At 64.6% G+C, this 22,916-nt stretch carries 19 protein-coding genes; 12 read left to right on the forward strand and 7 right to left on the reverse strand.

The features are described 5' to 3' along the window. Position 1: 1 nt before the first annotated feature. The 6 genes from G7Z99_RS01630 to gloB form a co-directional block, all read right to left on the reverse strand. A complete protein-coding gene (locus G7Z99_RS01630; RefSeq protein WP_181091404.1) occupies positions 2-1,021 on the reverse strand; it encodes an ABC transporter permease in 1,020 nt (339 codons plus the stop codon). 1 nt (position 1,022) lies between these two features. Further along, positions 1,023-2,096 carry a microcin C ABC transporter permease YejB gene (locus tag G7Z99_RS01635; protein WP_181091406.1) on the reverse strand — a complete coding sequence of 358 codons (1,074 nt, stop codon included), beginning with the start codon at positions 2,094-2,096 and terminating at the stop codon, positions 1,023-1,025. 1 nt (position 2,097) lies between these two features. After that, complete coding sequence (locus G7Z99_RS01640; protein ID WP_181091408.1) at positions 2,098-3,951, reverse strand: extracellular solute-binding protein; 1,854 nt, start codon at positions 3,949-3,951, stop codon at positions 2,098-2,100. Next, a complete protein-coding gene (locus G7Z99_RS01645; RefSeq protein ID WP_181091410.1) occupies positions 3,948-5,777 on the reverse strand; it encodes an extracellular solute-binding protein in 1,830 nt (609 codons plus the stop codon). Before G7Z99_RS01645 ends, G7Z99_RS01640 begins: the two co-directional genes overlap by 4 nt. 131 nt (positions 5,778-5,908) lie before the next feature. Next, positions 5,909-7,348 carry a transglycosylase SLT domain-containing protein gene (locus G7Z99_RS01650; protein WP_181091412.1) on the reverse strand — a complete coding sequence of 480 codons (1,440 nt, stop codon included), beginning with the start codon at positions 7,346-7,348 and terminating at the stop codon, positions 5,909-5,911. Positions 7,349-7,447: 99 nt separating this feature from the next. Further along, the gene (gene gloB / locus G7Z99_RS01655) at positions 7,448-8,227 is read right to left on the reverse strand and encodes a hydroxyacylglutathione hydrolase (RefSeq protein WP_181091414.1); all 780 of its coding nucleotides are present in this window, start codon (positions 8,225-8,227) and stop codon (positions 7,448-7,450) included. Between the two features lie 173 nt (positions 8,228-8,400). On the opposite strand from gloB, the gene G7Z99_RS01660 reads away from it, so the two are divergent. Genes G7Z99_RS01660 through dnaQ form a run of 3 tightly spaced genes read left to right on the forward strand, consistent with a single transcriptional unit; the run spans position 8,401 to position 10,440 of the window. Continuing rightward, positions 8,401-9,159, forward strand: a complete 759-nt coding sequence (locus G7Z99_RS01660) for a methyltransferase domain-containing protein (RefSeq protein WP_181091416.1) — start codon at positions 8,401-8,403, stop codon at positions 9,157-9,159. A gap of 43 nt (positions 9,160-9,202) precedes the next feature. After that, the gene (gene rnhA, locus G7Z99_RS01665) at positions 9,203-9,661 is read left to right on the forward strand and encodes a ribonuclease HI (RefSeq protein WP_181091418.1); all 459 of its coding nucleotides are present in this window, start codon (positions 9,203-9,205) and stop codon (positions 9,659-9,661) included. 44 nt (positions 9,662-9,705) lie between these two features. Beyond that, complete coding sequence (gene dnaQ, locus G7Z99_RS01670) at positions 9,706-10,440, forward strand: DNA polymerase III subunit epsilon (protein WP_258196914.1); 735 nt, start codon at positions 9,706-9,708, stop codon at positions 10,438-10,440. Between the two features lie 61 nt (positions 10,441-10,501). Here dnaQ and G7Z99_RS01675 read toward each other — a convergent pair whose 3' ends face one another. After that, positions 10,502-10,720 (reverse strand): hypothetical protein, encoded by a 219-nt coding sequence (locus G7Z99_RS01675; RefSeq protein WP_181091422.1) that lies wholly within the window; start codon positions 10,718-10,720, stop codon positions 10,502-10,504. A gap of 154 nt (positions 10,721-10,874) precedes the next feature. On the opposite strand from G7Z99_RS01675, the gene G7Z99_RS01680 reads away from it, so the two are divergent. The 9 genes from G7Z99_RS01680 (at position 10,875) to G7Z99_RS01720 (ending at position 22,891) form a co-directional block, all read left to right on the forward strand. Beyond that, positions 10,875-11,432 carry an NADPH-dependent FMN reductase gene (locus G7Z99_RS01680; protein WP_181091424.1) on the forward strand — a complete coding sequence of 186 codons (558 nt, stop codon included), beginning with the start codon at positions 10,875-10,877 and terminating at the stop codon, positions 11,430-11,432. A gap of 49 nt (positions 11,433-11,481) precedes the next feature. Next, positions 11,482-12,492 carry an AraC family transcriptional regulator gene (locus G7Z99_RS01685; RefSeq protein WP_181091426.1) on the forward strand — a complete coding sequence of 337 codons (1,011 nt, stop codon included), beginning with the start codon at positions 11,482-11,484 and terminating at the stop codon, positions 12,490-12,492. Positions 12,493-12,626: 134 nt separating this feature from the next. Next, the gene (locus tag G7Z99_RS01690; RefSeq protein WP_181091428.1) at positions 12,627-17,120 is read left to right on the forward strand and encodes an NEL-type E3 ubiquitin ligase domain-containing protein; all 4,494 of its coding nucleotides are present in this window, start codon (positions 12,627-12,629) and stop codon (positions 17,118-17,120) included. Positions 17,121-17,225: 105 nt separating this feature from the next. Then, positions 17,226-17,993 (forward strand): 3-hydroxyacyl-CoA dehydrogenase, encoded by a 768-nt coding sequence (locus G7Z99_RS01695; RefSeq protein WP_181091430.1) that lies wholly within the window; start codon positions 17,226-17,228, stop codon positions 17,991-17,993. A gap of 19 nt (positions 17,994-18,012) precedes the next feature. Next, positions 18,013-19,206 (forward strand): acetyl-CoA C-acyltransferase, encoded by a 1,194-nt coding sequence (locus tag G7Z99_RS01700; protein WP_181091432.1) that lies wholly within the window; start codon positions 18,013-18,015, stop codon positions 19,204-19,206. A 15-nt stretch (positions 19,207-19,221) separates the two neighbouring features. Beyond that, complete coding sequence (locus tag G7Z99_RS01705; protein ID WP_181091434.1) at positions 19,222-20,349, forward strand: acyl-CoA dehydrogenase; 1,128 nt, start codon at positions 19,222-19,224, stop codon at positions 20,347-20,349. Between the two features lie 13 nt (positions 20,350-20,362). Beyond that, positions 20,363-21,136, forward strand: a complete 774-nt coding sequence (locus G7Z99_RS01710) for an enoyl-CoA hydratase (RefSeq protein ID WP_181091435.1) — start codon at positions 20,363-20,365, stop codon at positions 21,134-21,136. A 296-nt stretch (positions 21,137-21,432) separates the two neighbouring features. Further along, entirely contained in the window at positions 21,433-21,837 is a 405-nt protein-coding gene (locus G7Z99_RS01715) for a TraR/DksA family transcriptional regulator (protein ID WP_181091436.1), read from the forward strand. Between the two features lie 583 nt (positions 21,838-22,420). Continuing rightward, positions 22,421-22,891 carry a hypothetical protein gene (locus G7Z99_RS01720; protein WP_181091438.1) on the forward strand — a complete coding sequence of 157 codons (471 nt, stop codon included), beginning with the start codon at positions 22,421-22,423 and terminating at the stop codon, positions 22,889-22,891. The last annotated feature ends 25 nt before the right edge of the window (positions 22,892-22,916 follow it).

A 22,916-nucleotide genomic window follows, 5' to 3' on the forward strand; every position in this document is an offset into this window, starting at 1 on the left:
GTCATTTCCTCGGGTCGAACGCATCGCGGGCGGATTCGCCAATGAACACCAGCAGGCTGAGCATGATCGCCAGGACGGCGAAGGCGCTGATGCCCAGCCAGGGCGCCTGGAGGTTGGATTTGCCCTGCGCCACCAGCTCGCCGAGCGAGGGCGCGCCCGGCGGCAGGCCGAAGCCGAGGAAGTCGAGCGCGGTCAGCGTGCCGATGGCCCCGGTGAGGATGAACGGCAAGTAGGTCATGGTCGAGATCATCGCGTTGGGCAGGATGTGCCGGTACATGATCGCGCCATCGCGCATGCCGAGCGCCCGGGCGGCGCGCACGTATTCCAGGTTGCGACCGCGCAGGAACTCGGCGCGCACCACGTCGACCAGGCTCATCCAGGAAAACAGCAGCATGATGCCCAGCAGCCACCAGAAGTTCGGCTGCACGAAGCTGGCCAGGATGATCAACAGGTAGAGCACCGGAAGCCCGGACCAGATTTCCAGGAAGCGCTGCCCGGCCAGGTCCACCCAGCCCCCATAGAACCCTTGCAGCGCGCCCGCGATCACGCCGATCACCGAGCTGAGGGCGGTCAGGGTCAAGGCGAACAACACGGAAATGCGGAACCCGTAGATCACCCGTGCCAGCACATCGCGACCCTGGTCGTCGGTGCCCAGCAGGTTTTCCGTGGAGGGCGGGGCAGGAGCCGGGACCTTGAGGTCGTAGTTGATGCTCTGGTAGCTGAACGGGATCGGTGCCCACAGCACCCAGCTGTCCTTGGCCGCCAGCAGTTCGCGGATGTAGGGGCTCTTGTAGTTGGCTTCCAGTGGGAATTCGCCGCCGAAGGTGGTTTCCGGGTAGCGCTTGAACGCCGGGAAATACCAGTGGCCGTCATAGTGGACGGCGATCGGCTTGTCGTTGGCGATCAACTCGGCGCCCAGGCTCAGCCCGAACAGGATCAGGAACAACCACAGCGACCACCACCCCCGGCGGTTGGCCTTGAACCGTTCGAAGCGGCGTCGATTGAGGGGAGAAAGGGCCATGTCAGTGCTCCCGGCTGTCGAAGTCGATGCGAGGGTCGACCAGGGTATAGGTCAGGTCGCCGATCAGCTTCACCACCAGCCCCAGCAACGTGAAGATGAACAGCGTGCCGAAGACCACGGGGTAGTCGCGGTTGATCGCCGACTCGAAGCTCAGCAGGCCCAGCCCGTCAAGGGAGAAGATCACCTCGATCAGCAGCGAGCCGGTGAAGAAGATGCCGATGAAGGCCGACGGGAAGCCTGCGATCACCAGCAGCATCGCGTTGCGGAACACGTGCCCGTAGAGCACCCGCGAGCGGCTCAGGCCCTTGGCCTTGGCGGTGACCACGTATTGCTTGTTGATCTCGTCGAGGAAGCTGTTCTTGGTCAGCAGCGTCATGGTGGCGAAGTTGCCGATCACCAGCGCCGTGATCGGCAGCACCAGGTGCCAGAAATAGTCGAGCGCCTTGCCCAGGGGCGACAGTTCGTCGAAGTTGTTCGAGGTCAGGCCGCGCAGGGGGAACCAGTCCAGGTAGCTGCCGCCGGCGAACACCACGATCAGCAGGATGCCGAACAGGAACGCCGGAATCGCATAGCCCACGACGATCGCCGAACTGGTCCACACGTCGAAGTGGCTGCCGTGGCGCACGGCCTTGGTGATGCCCAGTGGAATCGACACCAGGTACATGATCAACGTGCTCCACAGGCCCAGCGAGATCGACACGGGCAGCTTTTCGGCGATCAGGTCGATCACCCGTGCGTCACGGTAGAAGCTCTCGCCGAAGTCCAGCCGTGCGTAATTCTTGATCATGATCCACAGCCGTTCGGGCGCCGACTTGTCGAAGCCGTACATGTGCTCGATCTCGGCGACCAGGGCCGGGTCCAGGCCTTGGGCCCCGCGGTAGTTCGAGCCGGCCACGGCCACTTCGCCGCCACCGCCGGCGATCCGGCTGGTGGCGCCTTCGAAGCCTTCGAGCTTGGCGATCATCTGCTCGACAGGACCGCCTGGTGCGGCCTGGACGATGATGAAGTTGATGACCAGGATGCCGAACAGGGTCGGCACGATCAGCAGCAGGCGGCGCAGGATGTAGGCGAGCATGTCAGTGCGCTCCGGCAGCGGCAGTGGCGTCTGCCGGGTGAGACGGGGCCGTGGCAGCGGTGGCATCAGGCTTGATCCACCAGGTGTTCAGGCCGACGTCGTATGGCGGCGACTGCTCGGGGTGGCCGACCCGGTTGCTGTAGGCGACCCGCCAGGTCTTGATGTGCCAGTTGGGGATGACGTAGTAGCCCCAGAGCAGCACGCGGTCGAGCGCCCGGGTGTGGGCGATCAGGCTCTGGCGCGAGTCGGCGTTGATCAGGCCTTCGACCAGGTGATCGATGGCCGGGTCACGCAGGCCGATCAGGTTGCGGCTGCCCGGTTTGTCGGCGCTGCTGCTGGACCAGAACTCGCGTTGCTCGTTGCCGGGCGATGAGGACTGCGGGAAGCTGCCGACCATCATGTCGAAATCGCGCGAGCGCATGCGGTTGATGTACTGCGACACGTCCACGCGGCGGATGCTCAGGTCGATGCCCAGGTCGGCCAGGTTGCGCTTGAAGGGCAACAGGACACGTTCGAATTCGGTCTGTACCAGCAGGAACTCGATCGATACGGGCGTGCCCTGGGCATCGACCATCTTGTCGTCGACGATCTTCCAGCCGGCCTCGAGCAGCAGTCGGTAGGCTTCGCGCTGGTGGTCGCGGATCATGCCGCTGGCATCGGTGACCGGGTTGTGGAAGGCAGTGGTGAACACCGGTTCGGGAATCTGCCCGCGCAGCGGATCGAGAATCTTCAGCTCCTCGAGGCCTGGCAACCCGCGCGAGGCCATCTCGGAGTTCTCGAAGTAGCTGCCGGTACGGGTATAGGCGCCGTTGAACAGCTGCTTGTTGGTCCATTCGTAGTCCAGCAGCAGGTTCAGCGCCTGGCGGACCCGCACGTCCTGGAACAGGGGGCGACGCAGGTTGAAGACGAAGCCCTGCATGCCGGTCGGGTTGCCGTTGGGCAGCTCCTCGCGGATCAATCGACCGTCGCGCACGGCCGGCACGTTGTAGGCCGTGGCCCAGTTCTTGGCGCTCATCTCCAGCCAGTAATCGAATTGCCCGGCCTTGAGCGCTTCCAGCGCCACGGCATTGTCGCGGTAGTAGTCGAAGGTCATCTGGCCGAAATTGAACGTGCCGCGGTTGATCGGCAAGTCCTTGGCCCAGTAGTTCTCGACACGCTCGTAGCGGATCGAGCGGCCCGGCTTGACCTCGGCCACGCGGTAGGGGCCACTGCCCAGTGGCGGCTCGAAGCTGGTGCCGTCGAACGCGCGGTCGGCCCACCAGTGCTTGGGCAACACGACCAACTGCCCGAGGATCAGCGGCAACTCGCGGTTGTCCTTGTGCTTGAAGATGAACCTCACGCGGTGCGCGTCTTCGGCCACCGCCTCGGCCACATCGGCGTAGTACATGCGGTACAACGGGGCGCCCTGGGTCGTCAGCGTGTTGAAGGAGAACACCACGTCGTCGGCCGTGACCGGTGTGCCGTCGTTGAACCTGGCTTCAGGGCGCAGGTAGAAGCGCACCCAGCTGTTGTCGGGGGCTTTTTCGATCCTGCCGGCCAACAGCCCGTACTCGGTGAACGGCTCGTCCAGGCTCTGGCGCATCAGCGTGTCGTAGACCAGCTCCAGGCCTTCGGCCGGGGTGCCTTTGTTGCTGAAGGGGTTGAGGCTGTCGAAGCTGCCCGTGCCGGACTGCCGGAACACACCCCCTTTGGGCGCATCCGGATTGACGTAGCCGAAATGCGTGAACCCGTCCGGGTACTTGGGCGGCTCGTCGTAAAGCGTCAGGGCGTGCTGGGGCGCGGCCAGCGTCGGCAGGGCGAGGCAGGCCAGCAACAGGCTGCCGGCCCACTGGCGCAGACGGTGCAAGGGCATCATTGGGGGGTCTCCGAAGGCTTGAGCCACCAGCTGTTCAGGCCCAGGGTGTAGGGCGGCGTGGCGACGAAGGCGAACCGATTGCGGTAGGCCAGGCGATGGGTGTCCAGGTACCAGTTGGGGATCATGTAGTCGTGCCACGACAGGACGCGGTCGAGCGCCCTGGCCGCAGCGACCTGCTCGTCACGGGTGCTGGCGGCCAGCAAGGTCTCGAGCAGGTGGTCGACGATAGGGTCCTGGACGCCTGCGTAGTTCTTGCTGCCCTTGATCGTGGCCTGGCTGGAGTGGAAGTACTGCCACTGCTCGAGCCCTGGGCTGAGGGTCTGGGTCAGGGTCATGAGGACCATGTCGAAGTCGAACTGATCCAGGCGCTGCTTGTACTGGGCGCGGTCGACGGTGCGCAGGCGCGCCTGTACACCGATGCTGGCCAGGTTCTCCATGTATGGTTGGAAGATGCGCTCGAGGTTGGGGTTGACCAGCAGCAGCTCCAGGCGCAGGGGCTGCCCCTTCGCATCGACCAGGCGCTGGTTCTTGAGGGTCCAGCCCGCGTCGGCGAGCAGGCCGAGCACCTTGCGCAGCGTGACTCTGTCGATCCCGTGGCCGTGGGTCGTGCCGACCCTGTACGGCTGGGTGAACAAGGCGTCTGGCAATTGCCCGCGGTAGGGCGCCAGCAGCAGCCATTCCTGACCCGTGGGCAGGCCAGTGGCGGCGAATTCGCTGTTGGGGTAGTAGCTGGTGGAGCGTCGGTAGGCGTCGCTGAACAAGGTCCGGTTGGCCCACTCGAAGTCGAGCATCAACCCCAGGGCATGCCGCACCCGAGGGTCGGCCAGCGCGCCACGGCGGCTGTTCATGAACAACCCTTGTGTCTGCGTCGGGATCCGGTGAGGGATCTGCGCCTTGATCACCTCGCCACGACGCACGGCCGGGAACCGATAGCCATTGGCCCAGTTCTTGGCCTGGTGCTCGATGTAGAGGTCGAATTCACCGGCCTTGAAGGCTTCGAAGGCGACGGTCGAGTCGCGATAGAACTCGTACTCGACGCGGTCGAAGTTGTACTTGCCTCGGTTGACGGCCAGGTCCTTGCCCCAGTAGTCCCTGACCCGCTCGAACACCAGGCGGCGCCCCGGCACGACGTCGGTGATGCGATAGGGACCACTGCCCAGGGGGGGCTCGAAGGTGGTCGCCTTGAAGTCGCGGGTTTTCCAGTAGTGTTCGGGCAGCACCGGCATTTCACCCAGGCGCAGGATCAGCAGGGGGTTGTCTGCACGCTTGAACACGAACCGGATGCGCAGCGGGCCGAGCACGTCGACACGCTGCACCTCTTGCAGGCTGGTGCGATAGGTCGGGTGACCGTCCTTGAGCAAGGTGCGGTACGAGAACGCCACGTCTGCCGAGGTGATGGGGTGGCCATCGTGAAAGCGCGCCTGCGGTCGCAGGTTGAAGACCACCCAGCTCCGGTCCTCGCTGTACTCCACCGAGCGGGCGATCAGGCCGTAGCTGGAGGTCGGCTCGTCGCCCGAAGGGTCGTACTGGCCCGTGCCGACCATCAACGGCTCGTTGAGCTCGTTGACGCCATATTGCAGGAAGTTCGGCGTGGTGACCGGGCTGCTGCCCTTGAAGGTGTAAGGGTTGAGCGTGTCGAAGGTGCCGAAGGCCATGGCACGCAGGGTGCCGCCTTTGGGCGCACGGGGGTTGACCCAGTCGAAGTGGGTGAAGCTGGCCGGGTACTTGAGTGTGCCGAATTGCGCGTAGCCGTGGCTTTCGCTGACGGCCGCGACGACGGGAAAGCTCAAGGCCAGGCTGATGAGCAGCAGGAGAGGGCGTATCAAGTCGGCGATCCGATCCAGGCAGCTTGGGCTTCGATCGGGCTACAGTAACAGCTTGTTCAGCCTCGAAAAAGGCCGCTTTCATATGGCGCACGAGGTGGGCCTGGGGAGGGGATCCGCCAGGCCTCGGCGTCTCAGCGGCTGACGTAGACCGTCAGGGTCTGGCCCGGCTTGAGGGCCTGCCCGCTGCGGGGGTTCCAGCGCTTGAGGTGCTTCATCTCGACGTTGAAGCGCTTGGCCACCATGTACAGCGAATCGCCCTTGCGGACCTTGTACTGCGTGGTGCGCTGCTTGGAGGCCGCCACGCGGTTGGCTGCTGCCGACGGAGCGCTGCCACCGCGCAGCGCCAGGACCTGGCCTGCCTTGAGGCGATTGCCTGGCAGACGGTTCCAGCGTTGCAGGTCCTTGACCGAGACCTTGTTGGCGCGTGCGATGGCGCCCAGGTTGTCGCCCCGCTTGACGCGGTAGCTGCGCGTCTTGGCGACCGGTGCGGACGCCTCGGCCAGCGCCGCTTCGAAAGCGCCTTTCCGGGGTTGCAGCGACACCAGTTGCTCGGGTTTGAGATTCGAGAGGCTGGCGCTGAGCAGTTCGGCCTTGGCCGTCGGTACGAGCAGGCGTTGCGGGCCGTCGACGGTCATGCGCTTCTTGAAGGCCGGGTTCAGCTGGATCAGCTCGTCCTCGTCGATGTCGGCGAAGGCGGCGACCCGGGTCAGGTCCAGCCGATCGTTGATGACCACGGCCTCGAAGTAGGGCTCGTTGGCGATGGGGGTCAAGTTGACGCCATACGCTTCCGGCGTCATGACCACCTGCGACAGGGCCAGCAGCTTGGGCACGTAGTTCTGGGTTTCCTGCGGCAGCGGCAGGTTCCAGTAGTCGGTCGGCAGGCCGAGCTTCTGGTTGCGCTCGATGGCCCGGCTTACCGTGCCTTCACCGGCGTTGTACGCCGCCAGGGCCAGCAGCCAGTCGCCGTTGAACATGTCGTGCAGCTTGCTCAGGTAGTCCAGGGCCGCGTTGGTCGATGCGGTGATGTCGCGCCGGCCATCGTAGAAGTTGGTCTGGCGCAGGTTGAAATACTTGCCTGTGGTGGGGATGAACTGCCACAGGCCGACCGCGTGGGCGCGGGAGTAGGCCATGGGGTTGTAGGCGCTCTCGATCGCCGGCAGCAGGGCCAGCTCCAGCGGCATGTCGCGTTCCTCGAGCCGCTCGACGATGTAGTGCATGTACAGGCTGCCACGCTCCCCGGCGGTCTCGACGAACGACGGGTTGCTGGAGAACCACAGGCGCTGCTGCTCGATGCGCGGATTGACGCCGATGCTGTCCTGCAGTACGAAGCCGCGGCGCATGCGCTCCCAGACGTCCTGAGGTGCCTGCTCCACCGGCTTGGGCGCGGCGGTCATGAGCACCGGCTTGTGCTTGATCCTGGCCTGGTAGTTGGGCACTTGGACACTGTCGGCCTCGCTGACCCGCGAGGTGCTCTGGCAGCCCACCAGCGTGGCGGCCAGCGCCAGGGCAGCGGCCTGTGCCAGGCGGGTCAGGGCGGCGGATTGGACGGTCCTTCGGCTTCGAGTAGACATCGGCGGGGACGGGTTTCCGGGCAAAAAATTTCGGCGATTCTAGGAACCGCGTCCCGTCTGGTCAACCTTTGACCAATAACCCGATGGAACTTGAGGCTTTCAGAAGCTGTCTTTCCAGCGCCTCAGGGCAGCAAACACGGTGCTCGCATCGCCACCGGCCATCGCGCCCCGTTCGTCCGCTTTTTGTTTAACAGATGTTTCAGCGCAGCGCAGGAAGGGGTTGGTCGACCGCTCGAGCGCGAGCGTCGAAGGCAGTGTGATACGGCCGACAGCCCGCCACTGCTCGACCTCCGCCAGGCGGGCGGCAATGGCCGGATTTTCGGGTTCCACGGCCTGGGCGAAGCGCAGGTTGCTCAAGGTGTACTCATGGGCGCAATACACCTGCGTGGCGTCTGGCAGGGCGGCCAGGCGCTCGAGCGAGGCATGCATCTGGGCCGGTGTGCCTTCGAACAGCCGCCCGCAACCACCGGCGAACAGGGTGTCGCCGCTGAACAGAATGGGCGTCTGGCCGTTGACGGCGTGCAGGGCGATATGGCCCAAGGTGTGGCCTGGCACTTCGATGACCGTGAACGTCAGCCCCAGGGCCTCGACACGGTCGCCTTCGACCAGCCCGCGATCGCGCGCCGGGATCGTTTCTCTGGCCGGCCCGCTGACCTGAGCGCCGGTGGCCTGCTTGAGGCGCTCGACGCCGCCGACATGGTCGTGGTGATGGTGGGTGATCAGGATGGACGTCAATGTCCACCCAGGGTGCGCCTCGAGCCAGTCGAGGACCGGCTGGGCGTCCCCCGGATCGACCACCGCGCATCGGCGCGTGTCCGTATCCTGTAACAGCCAGATATAGTTGTCCGAGAAAGCAGGTAACGCATCGATCTGTATCATGAGCAAGGTCCGATTCGCCTGACGGTGGGCAGGGCAGTCATCTTATGGACCGTCGAAGGCACCGCCAAGTTTGCCGGGTGATCGAAGGGGCGACGGCCAGGCTCTGGTCGACCCGTGCGGCGCTGGCGCCTTCACACGAGGCCAGACCTGACAACCGATCCGAGGAGATCACCATGACCGACCAGGCATTTGCCCAGGCCGACCGCGAGTGGATCGAGCTGATCGCGATGGCGCGCGACTGGTTCGAGGGGCCGCAAGGGCAATTGATGTTGCGCGAAGAGCAGCGATTGCTCGATGACGAGCTGACCCGCTACTTCGGTGGCTTTTCCATTCATTACGGGCCCTGCGCCGAGCCTTCCCCCGGCGCATCGCGGATCCAGCGCAACGTGTGCCTGGGCGCACCGTTCCCTGGCGTAGACATCGTCTGCGAAGAGCAGGCCTGGCCACTGGGCGAGCATGCCGCCGACCTGGTCGTGCTGCAGCACGGGCTGGATTTCAGCCTTTCGCCTCACGGCCTGCTGCGGGAGGCGGCGCAGGCCGTGCGCCCGGGTGGCCACATGCTGATCGTCGGGATCAACCCGTGGAGCGCCTGGGGCGCAGGCCACCTGTTCGCCCGTGGCGCCTTGCGGCGCGCCCGTTGCATTTCCCCTTCGCGGGTCGCCGACTGGCTGGGCCTGCTGGGGTTCGCGCTGGAGAAACGGCGCTTCGGGTGTTATCGTCCGCCGCTCGCCTCGGCGGCCTGGCAGCACCGGCTGGCGGGCTGGGAACGCACTGCTGGAGGCTGGCAATGTGCTGGCGGTGGTGTCTACCTGCTCATCGCACGCAAGATGGTGAGTGGTCTGCGGCCCTTGTGCCGACCACGGCGCGAACCCATGGGCACGCTGCTGCCCCTGCCGTTGGCCAAGGCCAATCGCCGCTCCAGCGAGCCTTGACCAGGCCACGGTCCTGACTTTTCAATCGAACACTGAGCGGTACATGAGCGATAGCATCGAGATCTACACCGATGGCGCCTGCAAGGGCAACCCGGGCCCAGGTGGCTGGGGCGTGCTGATGGTCTACAAAGGCGCCGAGAAGGAACTCTGGGGCGGCGAACCCAACACCACCAACAACCGCATGGAGCTGATGGCCGCCATCCAGGGCCTGATGGCGCTCAAGCGCGAGTGCGCGGTGCTGCTGGTTACCGACTCGCAGTACGTGATGAAGGGCATCACCGAGTGGATGACCAACTGGAAGAAGCGCGGCTGGAAGACGGCGGCCAAGGAGCCGGTGAAGAACGCCGACCTGTGGAAGCTGCTGGACGAGCAGGTCAACCGTCACCAGGTGACCTGGAAGTGGGTGCGCGGTCACATTGGCCACGAAGGCAACGAGCGCGCCGACCAGTTGGCCAACCGCGGCGTCGACGAAGTGCGTGCACGGCGTCACGCCGCCTCCTGATTCTATTCCTTGCAGCCGACGGAGGCCTTACAGTGGAACAGCAGTTGAGCAGGTTGGTGGTTCTCGACACCGAGACCACCGGTATGCCGGTCGGCGATGGCCACCGCATCATCGAGATCGGGTGCGTCGAGATCATCGGTCGCCGCCTGACCGGACGCCACTTCCATGTCTATCTGCAGCCTGATCGCGACAGTGACGAAGGCGCCATCGGCGTGCACGGCATCACCGATGCCTTCCTGGTCGGCAAGCCGCGCTTCGCCGAGGTCGCCGACGAATTCTTCGACTTCATCCAGGGTGCCCAGCTGGTCATCCACAACGCGGCGTTCGACGTAGGCTTCATCAACAACGAGTTCGCCCTGTCGGGGCAGCAGGAGCGCGCTGACATCAGCCGGCACTGCAGCATTCTCGACACCTTGATGATGGCGCGTTCGCGTCACCCCGGGCAGCGCAACAGCCTCGACGCGTTGTGCAAACGCTATGGCATCGACAACTCCGGGCGCGAATTGCATGGCGCCTTGCTCGACTCGGAATTGCTGGCCGATGTCTATCTGGCGATGACCGGTGGCCAGACCAGCCTGTCCCTGGCCGGGCATGGCAACGAAGACGACGCTTCAGGTCAGCAGGGCAGGGCTACCGAGGTTCGTCGCCTGCCGGCCGATCGCGTGCCAGGCCCGATCATTCGGGCAACGGCGGACGAGGAGCAGGCGCACGTGGCGCGGCTGGACGCCATCGCCAAGGCGGCCGGTGGGCCGGCGATCTGGCAGACGCTGATGGGGTGACGCGTTGCGTCGTTCGGGCAGGCGGTGAAGCGGGGGCAGGGCCGCAGGGAGCGGCCCCTTGTCAGGGCACGCGGATCAGCTCGACCCCTGTCTGCGCCAGTTCGAAACGGTCATCGCCCAAGTGGTTGACGCGGTCGCCGATTGCCAGACGGTAGACGGTCACCGGCGACGAGGCCGCAGCACCTTCCACGGCTGCAGGCGCCTCCTCGAATTGATGGACTGGGTAGATACGTCCTTCGGCGTCCCGTGCATGGAACCGACCGACCAGTACTGCTGCCATTTAGCGTACAACCTCTACGAGATAAATTGAATTTCTGCAGCGATAGACCCTCGGGCGGCGCGGGAAGTTTTCCAGCGGTGGAAAAAAACTTAAGCAGGTGCAGGGCGGTCAGCTATAACGACTTCTTTCCTTCCGTTCATAGAGGTGTCAGTCCATGAGCCAGGTGTACTCGGTAGCAGTGATCGTCGGCAGCTTGCGCAAGGCTTCCTACAACCGCAAGGTGGCCAAGGCGTTGGCGTCGCTGGCGCCCGCCAGTCTGGCGTTGAAGATCGTGGAGATCGGTGATCTTCCCTTGTACAACGAAGACCTCGAAGCCCAGGCGCCCGAGGCCTGGACGGCGTTTCGCCAGGCGGTCAAGGCCAGCGACGCGGTGCTGTTCGTGACGCCCGAATACAACCGCACCATGACCGGCGCCCTGAAGAACGCCCTCGACGTCGGCTCGCGCCCCTATGGCGACAGTGCCTGGAACGGCAAGCCGAGCGCCGTGGTAAGTGCATCGCCAGGCGGTCTCGGCGGTTTCGGTGCCAACCACAACGTGCGTCAGGCCTTGGTCTTTCTCGACATGCCGTGCATGCAGATGCCGGAGGCCTACATCGGTGGGGTGGCCGATCTGTTCGACGAACAGGACAACCTGAGCGAGAAAACGCGTCCCTTCCTGCAGGGCTTCATCGACACGTTCGCCCAATGGGTGAAGCGCACTCACGCTGCGTGATCGGCGTGTCGGCGTGCACACCCCACGGGTACAGGCCTGAACCGTGTCCATGAGCGACAAAGACACCATTTCGATCCATCTGGTCCGTGAGGCGCTGCAACAGGCCTGCACCGCACACATGTCCGTCGATGCGCTGCTGCAGCAGGCCGGTATCGACCCTGCGTCGCTCGAGCGTTCGACCGCGCGCGTGTCGGTGCAGGCCTACTCGAGCCTGTGGCGTCTGCTGGCTCGGCAAGGCGACGACGAGTTCTTCGGCATGGATCGCCGCGGTTTGCGCCATGGCAGCCTGGCGTTCATCTGTCGAGCCAGCATGGCCCAACCAACGCTGGGGGAGGGGCTCGATACCCTTCTGGCGTTCCTCCGGCTGATGCTGGCCGATCTGCGTCCACACCTGGTGCGCCACGCCGGGGTGGTCGAAATCGTGCTCGGCGAGCCATTGGCCACACCCCGGCGAGCCTTCACCTACTTCACGCTCTGGATGTTCATTCACGGTGTACTGTGCTGGCTGGCAGGGCGTCGCTTGCCGATCATGGCCATCGACCTGCGCTGTGCCGAGCCGTCGTTCTGCGAGGACTATCGGGTGATGTTTTCCGAGAACCTGCGGTTCGAGCGGCCCCACTCACGCATGCTCATCGCCGATAACGGCCTGGAAGCCGGCATTCGTCGTGGAACGGCGGAGTTGAAACAGTTCCTGGCCCAGGCGCCTGGCAATATCCTGGTCAAATACCGGGATCCGGACAGCCTGAGTCGCCGGCTGCGTCGCCAACTGCTGCAGCTCGAGCCCGCTCGCTGGCCAGATGCCGATGCGGTGGCCCGCGAGCTGTATTTGTCTGCGTCCACCTTGCGCCGCCGACTGGCCGAAGAAGGTACTTCGTTCCAGAGCCTCAAGGACAGCGTTCGGCGTGAACTGGCGATCGCCTGGTTGGGTGAAGGGCGGCAGGGCATGAGCGACCTGGCCGAGCGCCTCGGGTTTGCGGACGCCAGCTCGTTCTACAAGGCCTTTCGCAAGTGGTTCGGGTGCAACCCGGGGCAGTACCGGGCTCTGGCCTGCGCCACGTGAGCGCTTGTCGACCGACACACTGTGAAGGGATGCGGTAAGTAGAATGCCTCTCGTCGGGTTGGCAACCGCTTCCGTCTGCCATCCACTCAAGCCGTAGTCGACGGTGGCGGCTCCTACCCAGAAGGAGTGCCTCGATGTCCATTCTCTCCGTACTCTCGCCTGTCCCCATCGCGCCCACGCCGGGCACCGCCGAGAAAATCCAGCATGCGACCGATCATTTCATTCGTGATCGCCTGCCTGAATGGTTGCGCAAGGCGACGCCTGCGCAGATCAACCTGTTACGCGACCTGTTCGCGGCGCACCACACGGCTCAGCACCGCGTGCAGGAGCGCCTGGCCGCGCTGACCCCGATCGACCGCTTCGCCGAAACGCATGTGAGTGCGGCCGTGACGGCGCATCTGTCCGAATCTGCCGCGCTGGCAGACCTCGAGTGGTGCGAGGTGCGACGGGCTTTCAGGCCCCCGTTGGGTATTGGCTTACCGACCGACACGCTCACTGTGCTGCGTCAACCTGCCTTGTTGCGGCTGATGCAGAACTTCCACGAGAGCGCCACCTTCTACGCAGGCACTGGGCTGGCGCGCAAGGGGGAGGATCGCATCCTGTCGGGTGATGCCGATGCATGTGCCGCCGCCGTTCGTGCCCTGGACCTGGGGGCGCAGTACCAGGCGCACCTGAACGCGTTTTTCACGTCCGAGGCGCAGCATGCGCTTGCCGAGGACAAGCGCGCCGCCTTCGCACTGTGCGTGCAGATGGCGCTGTTGCAAGGACGGCTCACGGGCGATGAGGCGGCCGCGTTGCAGCGACTGATGGGCGCACCGACGCCGGTCGATGAGCATGCCGTCACGGCCTATCCAGGAGCGTTCACGGTGCTGGGTGCGTCGATCGAGGATGCCTTGGCCATTCAATTGCGTGGGGCCGAAGGGGCGCATCATGGCGTGGTGTTGTACGTTCCTACCGAGACGGACCAGCCACTGCGCCGTTTCACCAGCTGGGAGGCCATGAATGCAGCCTTGGCCGCCTCGCTGAAGGCGCCAGCCTACCGACGTCGCTTCAGCCAGGGCGTCGAACTGGCGCAGCGTGCCGAGTTTCTCGAGCGGTTGACGGTGCGCCTGACGGATCAGTACAGCGATCTGGAGCTCGACGGCCCTACCGTCGGCGGGAGCCTGTTCGACCATCTGGCGGCGCAGCAGGTGCAACGTGTCAAGGCGGACGCCGCGGTTCTGCTGGTCAGCAGTGCCGATGCCGACAGTGTCGCGGCGAAAGCGCGCCTGGACCGCTGGGAGACGCTTGGGCTGGACCTGCTCAACCTGGCGGGTCTGTTCGTGCCAGCCATTGGTGCCGTTCTGTTGGCGCAACTGGTCGTGCAGATAGCGTCCGACGTTTATGAAGGCATCGCGCATTGGCGGCGTGGACATCGGCATGAAGCGCTCCAGCACCTGTTGGGTGTAGCGGAAACCGTGGCGATCACGGCTGCGACAGCCGTCGGCGTCGGTGTCATTGCGCGGGGCTTCACGCGAAGCGCCTTCGTCGATGCGCTGGAGCCTGTGTGCACGTCACAAGGGCGACGACTGTTGTGGCACAGGGACCTGGAGCCTTTCATCGAGCAGCCGGACAATGCCGCGCTGCAGGACGATGGCCGCTTCAGTGACGGCGCGCGCGACTGGATTCGCCTCGAAGGCCGCTTCTATCGAATCCACCAGCCTGAATCCGGGGGCGGTTGGCGGCTGAGGCATCCACGCGGCGAGGGCGCGTTCGAACCGGTGGTGGAGTTCGACGGCGAACGTTCCTGGCGCTTGCGCGACCATTGCCCGCTCGAGTGGAGCGACACGGCGAACCTGCTGGACACGTTGTGGCCTCATGACCCGCCACTGACGCCTGAGCGCGCCAGGCGCATCCTACGCATCGCGGCGATGGACGAGGATGAGCTGCGCGGCCTGTTGGTCGAGCACCGTCATGCGCCGTGCAACTTGAAATGGGCGATCCAGGCGGTCGCTGCGGACCAGCGAGTCGAGGCCTTCTACGCCGACGTGGCCCGCGCGGAGCTTCCCGGCGATGTCGAGCTCTGGCACTGGTGCCAGGCGCACCCTGCGCTGGCGCAGCTCGAGACGGCCGGGCTGCGCGACGCGTTGATCGAAGAGCAGGGCTGGATACGTCTTCGTCTGTTCGACTACCTGATGACGGGCGAGCCCGCTTCCGACCCTTTGCATGCGCTGGTCGAGCGCGATTTTCCCGGCTTGCCGCGTGTCTACGTGCAGGCGGTACTGGAGAGCGCCACCGATACCGAGCGAGCGGTCGCGGTCGCAGAACGGCGTCTCCCATTGCGTTGGGCTACCCGGGCACGCGCTTTGTTGCAACTGGCGCGGTTGAACAAGGCACTGGCAGGTCTGTACCTGCACAACACCTACGCCCAGGGGACGGGTGAGCTGGTGCTGGCGCTGTTGCGGCGCGTGCGCTGGCCCAGACGCCTCAACCTGGAGCTTCGCGATGGCCGCGACGGCATTCTGCTGGCACGGCTCGATCCCGGTACGACCTCCGAGACGCCGTGGGTGATGGTGCACGAGGACGATGGCGTTCATCTCTACGACGAACGCGGGCTGGCGCACGAGCAGTCGGTAGCGCCGCCGCGTACGATTTTCCAGGTATTGGTCGCCTTGCTGACGCCGCAGGAGCTCGCCGCACTTGACTGTCATGGGCCTACCGCTGCCGAGGATTTAAGGCAGCGCTTGCTCGATCATCTGCCGGCGGAACCGGCATCCTGTCGTCGGCTCGCAGGGTGGCCGTCCGAGCCTGGGTGGTTCAATCCAGGCCAACGCTTGCCCGATGGTCGCGTCGGTTATCTGCTCAGCGGCCGCAGGGCCGGTGAGAACACAGCGCAATTGCTACGCATTCGGATACGTCGACTGTACTGGGGGTTCACGGATCAACAGGTGGAGAGTTACCTGAACCTGCTGATGCGCTCGCCAGGCACGGCGTTCGACCTGCTCCTCAATCAGGAACTCAACTACCAGTACTTTGACGAAGCCTTGAGTGCATGGGCGGCCAGGCCCTCCGAATTCAGGCTCCGTGCCGTGCGTCGTCGCATGAGCGCCGCTCTACGGCGTTGCTGGCGGTTGCAAGGCCCTACCGTGTTCGCAGCCGACGGGCGCGTCGAGGGCATGCTGCTGGACCTTCGCGAGTACCCGGTCGGGGCACTGCCGGCATTACCTGAGCGGACCGACCTGGGCCATGTCACGCAGCTGACACTCAGGTACATGGACTTGGACGAGGTGCCGGATTCGTTCCTGCACGCCTTCGGGACACTGCAGCACGTGGATTTGTCAGACAACCGATTGACACAGATCCCTGCCGGGATCGCTCGTTTGACCATGCTGCGTAGCGTGCGCTTGTCGAACAACCGTATCGTCTACTCACAGTCGCTCGTCGACCCTGTGTTCGGCTTGCCCAATTTGCGCCTTCTCGACCTGTGTTACAACCCATTGAGACAGTTCACCTGGCGTCATAATCCACGCGAGCGCCTGAGTACGCTACTGCTCGCTCATGCACAACTACGAGAATGGCCTGCAGGTCTGCTGGAATGCACGCACCTTGAATACGTCAACCTGCGATCCAATCGAATCCAGGCATTGCCACCGGGGCTGTTGGACACACCGTTCAACTACCGCCGCGCATTCTTGGTCGATGACAATCCACTCGCGCGCTGGGACCTGCTGCGGCTGGCTGCCCGTGACCCTGCGGTCGTAAGCCCGGACTGGAGCATGCCTGGCGATACAGACAACATCCGTGCGCTGTGGTTGAGCGAGTTGTCCATGACCGACCAAGCGCAGCGTATCGCCTTGTGGGATCGGGTCAGCGCCCTGCCTGACGCATCGGGATTCATCGCCTTGCTGAGCGAACTGACCCACTCGGCGGATTATCGTCAGGCACGTGAAGCCCTGCAGGGGCAGGTGTGGCAATTGCTCGAGCGCATTGATGCCGATAGCGATCTGCGGGCAGCCATCTTCACCCGCGCCAACGAGCCACGAACGTGCGTCGATTGCGCCGCTGACCAGTTTGCCGAGCTGCGGCTTCAGGTATTGGTGTCCGACGCTCACCGAGCCACAGGGCCGCAGCGCGAGGAGATGTTGTTGAACCTGGGCAGGCGCTTGTTCCGCCTGGACCGGCTCAATCAGCACGTCCGGGGCGATATCGCTGCGCGTACCGCTTCGGGGCGGGGCGTCGATGAAATCGAAGTGAGCCTGGCCTACAGGATTCGTCTTGCCGCTGACCTGGATCTTCCTGCGCAGCCTGCGCACATGCTGTTCGAACAGGTTGCCAACGTGAGCACGATCGACCTCGACGAGGCGCTGGAGACGGTTCGCACCGCGGAACGTTCATGGGAACTGGCGGACAACGTGAGCCGTCGATCGTTTTGGCGGGAATACCTGGAAGCGAGTCATCCTGACGCTTTCGCAGCCATACGCGAGACATTCGCGGCACGCGGCAGCGCGCTCGACGATCTGGCCAGTACGTTGACCAGCGAGCAGTACCACGAGCGCTGGCGCACACTCGAGAGCGAGCGCGCGGCCGCGTTTCAGGCCGTCGCGTTCCAACTGACCGAAGAGGCGCTCGCGCGTCATCCGCAGCACTGAAGGCGCTTTGGCCAAATCGGTCAATGTGATTGGCGGATTTGGCCATTGTTTCGGGACGAGGCTGGCGCGACCATCCGTTCATCAGTCGCCAGCGGAGTCCCCACCATGCAGATCGAACACCAGCATTTCGTCGTCAGCGGCGCTGCGTCCGGGTTGGGAGCGGCGACCGCGCGCATGCTCGTCGAGGCCGGTGCCAGGGTCATGCTGATCGACGTCGATGCCCAGGCGCTGTCGCGTGAGGCCGAGGCGATGGGTGATCGCGTGCGTTTCGCCGTGGCCGACGTCAGCGAGGAGGACGCGGTTCGCGCGGCCATCGCCACGGCGATGGAGGCCTTCGGCAGTCTTCAGGGGCTGGTCAACTGCGCCGGCATCGTCGGTGCCGAAAAGGTGCTCGGCAAGCACGGTCCGCATCGGCTCGACAGCTTTTCGCGGGTGATCGGCATCAACCTGATCGGCAGTTTCAACCTGCTGCGGCTGGTCGCCGAGGCCATGGCCCAAGGCGAACCTGGCGAGGATGGCGAGCGGGGCGTCATCATCAACACGGCGTCCATCGCCGCCAGCGATGGGCAGATCGGCCAGGCTGCCTATGCCGCTTCCAAAGGTGGGGTGGCCAGCATGACCTTGCCTGCGGCGCGCGAACTGGCGCGTCATGGCATCCGCGTCATGACCATTGCCCCCGGCATTTTCGAGACGCCCATGATGGCCGGCATGCCTGACGATGTCCGTGCGTCGCTGGCCGCAGGCGTGCCTTTTCCGCAACGCTTGGGGCGGCCCGACGAGTACGCGGCGCTGGTGCGTCACATCATCGAGAACCGCATGCTCAACGGCGAGGTGATCCGCCTCGACGGCGCCTTGCGCATGGCAGCCCGCTAATCATTCAGGAGCCCTTACCGTGAACCGAGAAACCGATCCCATCGTCATCGTCAGCGCCGTGCGCACGCCCATGGGCAGTCTTCAAGGCGACTTGAGCGGGTTGACCGCGCCGCAACTGGGTGCGGCGGCGATCCGTGCTGCCGTCGAGCGCGCCAGCGTGGCGCCGGACAGTGTCGATCAGGTGCTGTTCGGGTGCGTGCTGTCTGCCGGTCAGGGCCAGGCGCCTGCGCGACAGGCCGCATTGGGTGCCGGACTGGGACGGCACACGAGCTGTACGACGCTGAACAAGATGTGCGGCTCCGGCATGCAGGCCGTCATGCTGGCGCATGACACGCTTCTGGCAGGCAGTGCCGACATCATCGTCGCCGGTGGCATGGAAAGCATGAGCAACGCGCCGTACCTGCTGGACAAGGCGCGCGCCGGCTATCGCATGGGGCATGGCCGGGTGCTCGACCACATGTTCCTGGACGGCTTGGAGGATGCCTACGACACCGGGCGGCTGATGGGTACCTTCGCCGAAGACTGCGCCCAGGACAACGGCTTTACCCGGCAGGACCAGGATGCGTTCGCCATCGCCTCGCTGACACGCGCCCAGGCAGCGATCGATCAAGGGCGTTTCGCTGCGGAAATCGTGGCGCTCGAGGCACCCGATGGCAAACGAACCAAGCGCGTCGAGCATGATGAGCAGCCGCCCAAGGCGCGCCTGGAAAAGATTCCTGAACTGCGGCCCGCCTTCCGTGAGGGCGGCACCGTCACGGCCGCCAACGCCAGTTCCATTTCCGACGGCGCCGCAGCCTTGGTACTGATGCGCCGCACGCAGGCCGAACGTCTGGGCCTGCGGCCGCTGGCGGTCATCCACGGCCATGCGGCCTTCGCCGACGCGCCTGCGCTGTTTCCGACGGCCCCGATCGGCGCCGTGCGTGCCCTGATGCAGCGCGCTGGCTGGACGCTGGAGGAGGTGGACCTGTTCGAGATCAACGAAGCGTTCGCGGTGGTCACGCTGGCGACCATGAAGCATCTGCAGCTTCCTCACGAGAAGGTCAATGTCCACGGCGGTGCGTGCGCCCTGGGTCACCCCATCGGCGCCTCGGGGGCACGCATTCTGGTCACCTTGCTGTCCGCCTTGCGCCAGAACGGCTTGCGGCGCGGCGTGGCGGCCATCTGCATCGGTGGCGGCGAGGCTACGGCCATGGCCGTCGAATGCCTGTATTGAGACGAGGTGAACCCCATGCTGCTCAGTGAAGAACAACAACAGATTGCCGAGGCCGTGCGCGACTTTGCCCAAGAACGCCTCAAGCCTTTCGCCGAACACTGGGACCGTGAGCACCGCTTTCCGCGCGAGGCCATCGATGAAATGGCCGGACTTGGCCTGTTCGGCATGCTGGTGCCCGAGCAATGGGGTGGCAGTGACACCGGCTATGTGGCTTACGCGATGGCGGTCGAAGAAGTGGCCGCTGGCGACGGTGCCTGTTCGACGATCATGAGCGTCCACAATTCGGTAGGGTGCGTGCCGATTCTGGCCTTCGGCAACGAGGACCAGAAGCAGCGCTTCCTGACACCGTTGGCTCAGGGCACCATGATTGGCGCCTTCGCCCTGACCGAGCCCCACGCCGGATCGGACGCCAGCAGCCTGAAGACCCGCGCGCGTCGCGAAGGCGATCACTACGTGATCAATGGCAGCAAGCAATTCATCACCTCAGGCCAGCACGCCGGTGTGGTCATCGTCTTTGCGGTCACCGACCCCAGCGCAGGCAAGCGCGGCATCAGCGCGTTCATCGTGCCGACCGACACGCCGGGTTATACCGTGGCCCGGGTCGAGGAAAAACTCGGCCAGCATGCCTCCGACACCTGCCATCTGGTGTTCGAGGACCTGCGTGTGCCCGTGGCCAACCGGCTGGGCGAGGAAGGAGAAGGCTACCGCATTGCGCTGGCCAACCTCGAAGGGGGACGCATTGGCATCGCGGCCCAGTCCGTGGGCATGGCACGCGCGGCGTTCGAGGTGGCGCGCGAGTATGCGCGCGAGCGCCAGAGTTTCGGCAAGCCACTGTTCGAGCACCAGGCCGTCGCCTTTCGCCTGGCCGACATGGCCACGCGCATCGCCGTGGCCCGGCAGATGGTCCTGCACGCCGCCGCCCTGCGTGATGCAGGCCGTCCGGCGCTCACGGAAGCCTCGATGGCCAAGCTGTTCGCTTCGGAAATGGCCGAGGGCGTGTGCTCCGATGCCTTGCAGACCCTGGGCGGCTACGGTTACCTGAATGACTTCCCGCTGGCGCGCATCTACCGAGACGTGCGGGTGTGCCAGATCTACGAAGGCACCAGCGACATTCAGCGCATGGTCATTGCGCGCAACCTGTAGAGGAGCTTTGCACATGACGTTCGACACCGTGTTGGTCGAGGTCCAGGGCCGCGTCGGCCTGATCACCCTGAACCGACCCCAGGCGCTCAACGCCTTGAATGCGCAACTGATCGAAGAGCTCAACCAGGTGCTCGAGCGTTTCGAACGTGACCCAGACATCGGTTGTATCGTGCTGACCGGCTCCGACAAGGCCTTCGCGGCCGGGGCCGACATCAAGGAAATGGCCACGCTGGACTATCCCCGTATCTACCTGGACGACCTGTTCAGCGAGTCCGACAAAGTCGCCAGCCGACGCAAGCCCATCGTGGCGGCGGTCAGCGGTTTCGCCCTGGGGGGCGGCTGTGAACTGGCGATGATGTGTGATTTCATCCTGGCGGCCGACACGGCGCGTTTCGGACAACCTGAGATCAACCTGGGCGTATTGCCGGGCATGGGCGGTACACAGCGGCTGACCCGTGCGGTGGGCAAGGCCAAGGCCATGGAGTTGTGCCTGACCGGTCGACTGATGGGCGCCGAGGAGGCCGAACGTGCAGGTCTCGTCGCACGGGTGGTGCCGCAGGCCCGCCTGCTGGAAGACGCTTTGGAGACGGCCCAGCGCATCGCCAGCAAATCGCTCCCCGTCAGCATGATGATCAAGGAGTGCGTCAACCGCGCCTTCGAGGTGTCGCTCAGCGAAGGCGTGCGGTTCGAGCGACGCGTGTTTCATGCAGCGTTTGCCACCGACGACCAGAAGGAAGGCATGCAGGCGTTCATGGACAAGCGCGAGCCGGCATTCAAGCACCGGTAGGCGCTCACACCCCGTGCCTTGGCGACTTCCTTGGGCGGTCGCCTGGTAGGTAAAAGGCTGGGTGGAGTCACGCTGCCATCACGACAGGAAGCAGGCCTGGTGCTGATCGGCGCAGGCAGCCGCTGACCACTTCGGTCGATTTACACCTCATTTCGGTTGCCGGGCACGACGTGGCGTCTTAGACTGCCGCCCCCTGTAAAGGAGCGCTGCACGGCGCTCCACTCATTCCGCTGTCGGGGCGCGGTCCCCGATGGCATCCGCAATGCCTAAATGCACGTATTTTCATAGAGAAATCGATGACCAAGGAACAGTTGCTGGCCATGCCGGCCGATGACTACATGAACGCCGAGCAACTCGCGTTCTTCACCGAGCTGCTGCAGTCGATGAAAGTCGATACCCATGAGCGCATCGAGCAGAGCCGCACCACCATTGAAAGCCTCGACACGCCGTCCGATCCGGCCGACGTGGCGTCGGTCGAAGAGGAGCGTCACTGGCTGGTCAACGCCATCGAGCGCGATCAACGGCTGTTGCCTCAGCTCGAAATGGCGTTGGGCCGCATCCAGGACGAAAGTTTCGGGTGGTGTGACGACAGCGGCGAGCCGATCGGCTTGCAGCGTCTGCTGATCAGCCCCACGACCAAGTACTGTATCGAAGCCCAGGAGCGGCACGAGCAGCTCGATCGTCACCAGCGTCAGATCTGATTCGCCGCGGCGCGCCTTTCGCAAGCTGCCTGCCGCACGACCCGACCGTGGCAGGTGATGGATGAAGCGTGGCCGCCAAGCCTTGATCGATCAAGGGGCAATGCACCAAGCCGGCACAGGTGCTTCTTCAGGCGGGCGCAGGCACCTCGATGCGCCCAGGCCACCTGGGCAATACGACACAAACCACGTCATCCTGGGGCTCATTGGGGCAAGCGCGCGTTCCGTCAGAGCGCCAAGAATGCCCGGCGGACAAGAAATCCCCGAAGTCACTCGACGTGTTTCGCTGTTTTCGTGCATATTCTCCCCCTTGTCGACGACCAGGCCCTTTGGATGCACTTCGAATGCCTGGCGAGTGCAGCTTTTTCGGCCGTCGCGATGTCATACGAGACGACATCGGACCCAGGCGTCGCCGACCGTCCGAACAGCGTCACACGTGGCTGGCACCAGTCCCTTTTCCTGCGTCCGCTGTTGCCGATATGTACAGACGATTGGGCGCCGACCCCTTATCTTCGATTGAAGCGCCGTCGCTTCGCGTCCGTCTGTTCGCGAAGCACGGGATAGACATGATGTGAGGAATTGTTCATTGGCAGTCAGTACTCTGGATACCCATGCACTCTTCGTGCTGGGTGATTTGCGGGCCAAACTGGTCAAGCTGTTTCAAGGGCGTTACGTGTACGTGACCGAGCAGAACGCCGAAGGTCTCTACATGGCGGAAATCGACACCGAGAGTGCGCTGGTGGTCGATGACAAGCAACGATTGGAACTGAAGGTAGGCGATCACTTCCGCGCGGCGGTGTTGCCCAGCCGTGACGGTGGCAAGCTGGACATACGCTTTCGTGATATCAAGCTGAGTGTCTATGGCGTGGGCGATTACGCCTTCGTGTCGACTGCAGACGGCGAAGGTATCGTATTTCGCGAGGCCCACACCGCCGTGCTGGTGTTCGCCGCCCATGAGCAAGTGCGCGAGGGCCTGGCCAAGCTGCTCAAGACCGTCACCGGCAAGGTCGCCAAATGGCGCAAGGGCGAGCTGACGACGTTCAAGGCCAGCGAATAGGCCGATGCAGCGTCAAGACCGCACG

This window comes from Pseudomonas entomophila, from assembly GCF_013523165.1.
GTDB classification, from domain to species: Bacteria; Pseudomonadota; Gammaproteobacteria; order Pseudomonadales; family Pseudomonadaceae; genus Aquipseudomonas; species Aquipseudomonas entomophila_A.

Bases quoted from the DNA above. Each gene is read 5' to 3' on its own strand.
- G7Z99_RS01685 (WP_181091426.1), top strand. From the start codon at position 11,482: ATGAGCGACAAAGACACCATTTCGATCCATCTGGTCCGTGAGGCGCTG.
- G7Z99_RS01630 (WP_181091404.1), bottom strand. From the start codon at position 1,021: ATGGCCCTTTCTCCCCTCAATCGACGCCGCTTCGAACGGTTCAAGGCC.
- G7Z99_RS01710 (WP_181091435.1), top strand. From the start codon at position 20,363: ATGACGTTCGACACCGTGTTGGTCGAGGTCCAGGGCCGCGTCGGCCTG.
- G7Z99_RS01675 (WP_181091422.1), bottom strand. From the start codon at position 10,720: ATGGCAGCAGTACTGGTCGGTCGGTTCCATGCACGGGACGCCGAAGGA.
- G7Z99_RS01680 (WP_181091424.1), top strand. From the start codon at position 10,875: ATGAGCCAGGTGTACTCGGTAGCAGTGATCGTCGGCAGCTTGCGCAAG.
- gloB (WP_181091414.1), bottom strand. From the start codon at position 8,227: ATGATACAGATCGATGCGTTACCTGCTTTCTCGGACAACTATATCTGG.
- G7Z99_RS01640 (WP_181091408.1), bottom strand. From the start codon at position 3,951: ATGATGCCCTTGCACCGTCTGCGCCAGTGGGCCGGCAGCCTGTTGCTG.
- G7Z99_RS01635 (WP_181091406.1), bottom strand. From the start codon at position 2,096: ATGCTCGCCTACATCCTGCGCCGCCTGCTGCTGATCGTGCCGACCCTG.
- G7Z99_RS01690 (WP_181091428.1), top strand. From the start codon at position 12,627: ATGTCCATTCTCTCCGTACTCTCGCCTGTCCCCATCGCGCCCACGCCG.
- G7Z99_RS01660 (WP_181091416.1), top strand. From the start codon at position 8,401: ATGACCGACCAGGCATTTGCCCAGGCCGACCGCGAGTGGATCGAGCTG.
- rnhA (WP_181091418.1), top strand. From the start codon at position 9,203: ATGAGCGATAGCATCGAGATCTACACCGATGGCGCCTGCAAGGGCAAC.
- G7Z99_RS01705 (WP_181091434.1), top strand. From the start codon at position 19,222: ATGCTGCTCAGTGAAGAACAACAACAGATTGCCGAGGCCGTGCGCGAC.
- G7Z99_RS01695 (WP_181091430.1), top strand. From the start codon at position 17,226: ATGCAGATCGAACACCAGCATTTCGTCGTCAGCGGCGCTGCGTCCGGG.
- G7Z99_RS01650 (WP_181091412.1), bottom strand. From the start codon at position 7,348: ATGTCTACTCGAAGCCGAAGGACCGTCCAATCCGCCGCCCTGACCCGC.
- G7Z99_RS01715 (WP_181091436.1), top strand. From the start codon at position 21,433: ATGACCAAGGAACAGTTGCTGGCCATGCCGGCCGATGACTACATGAAC.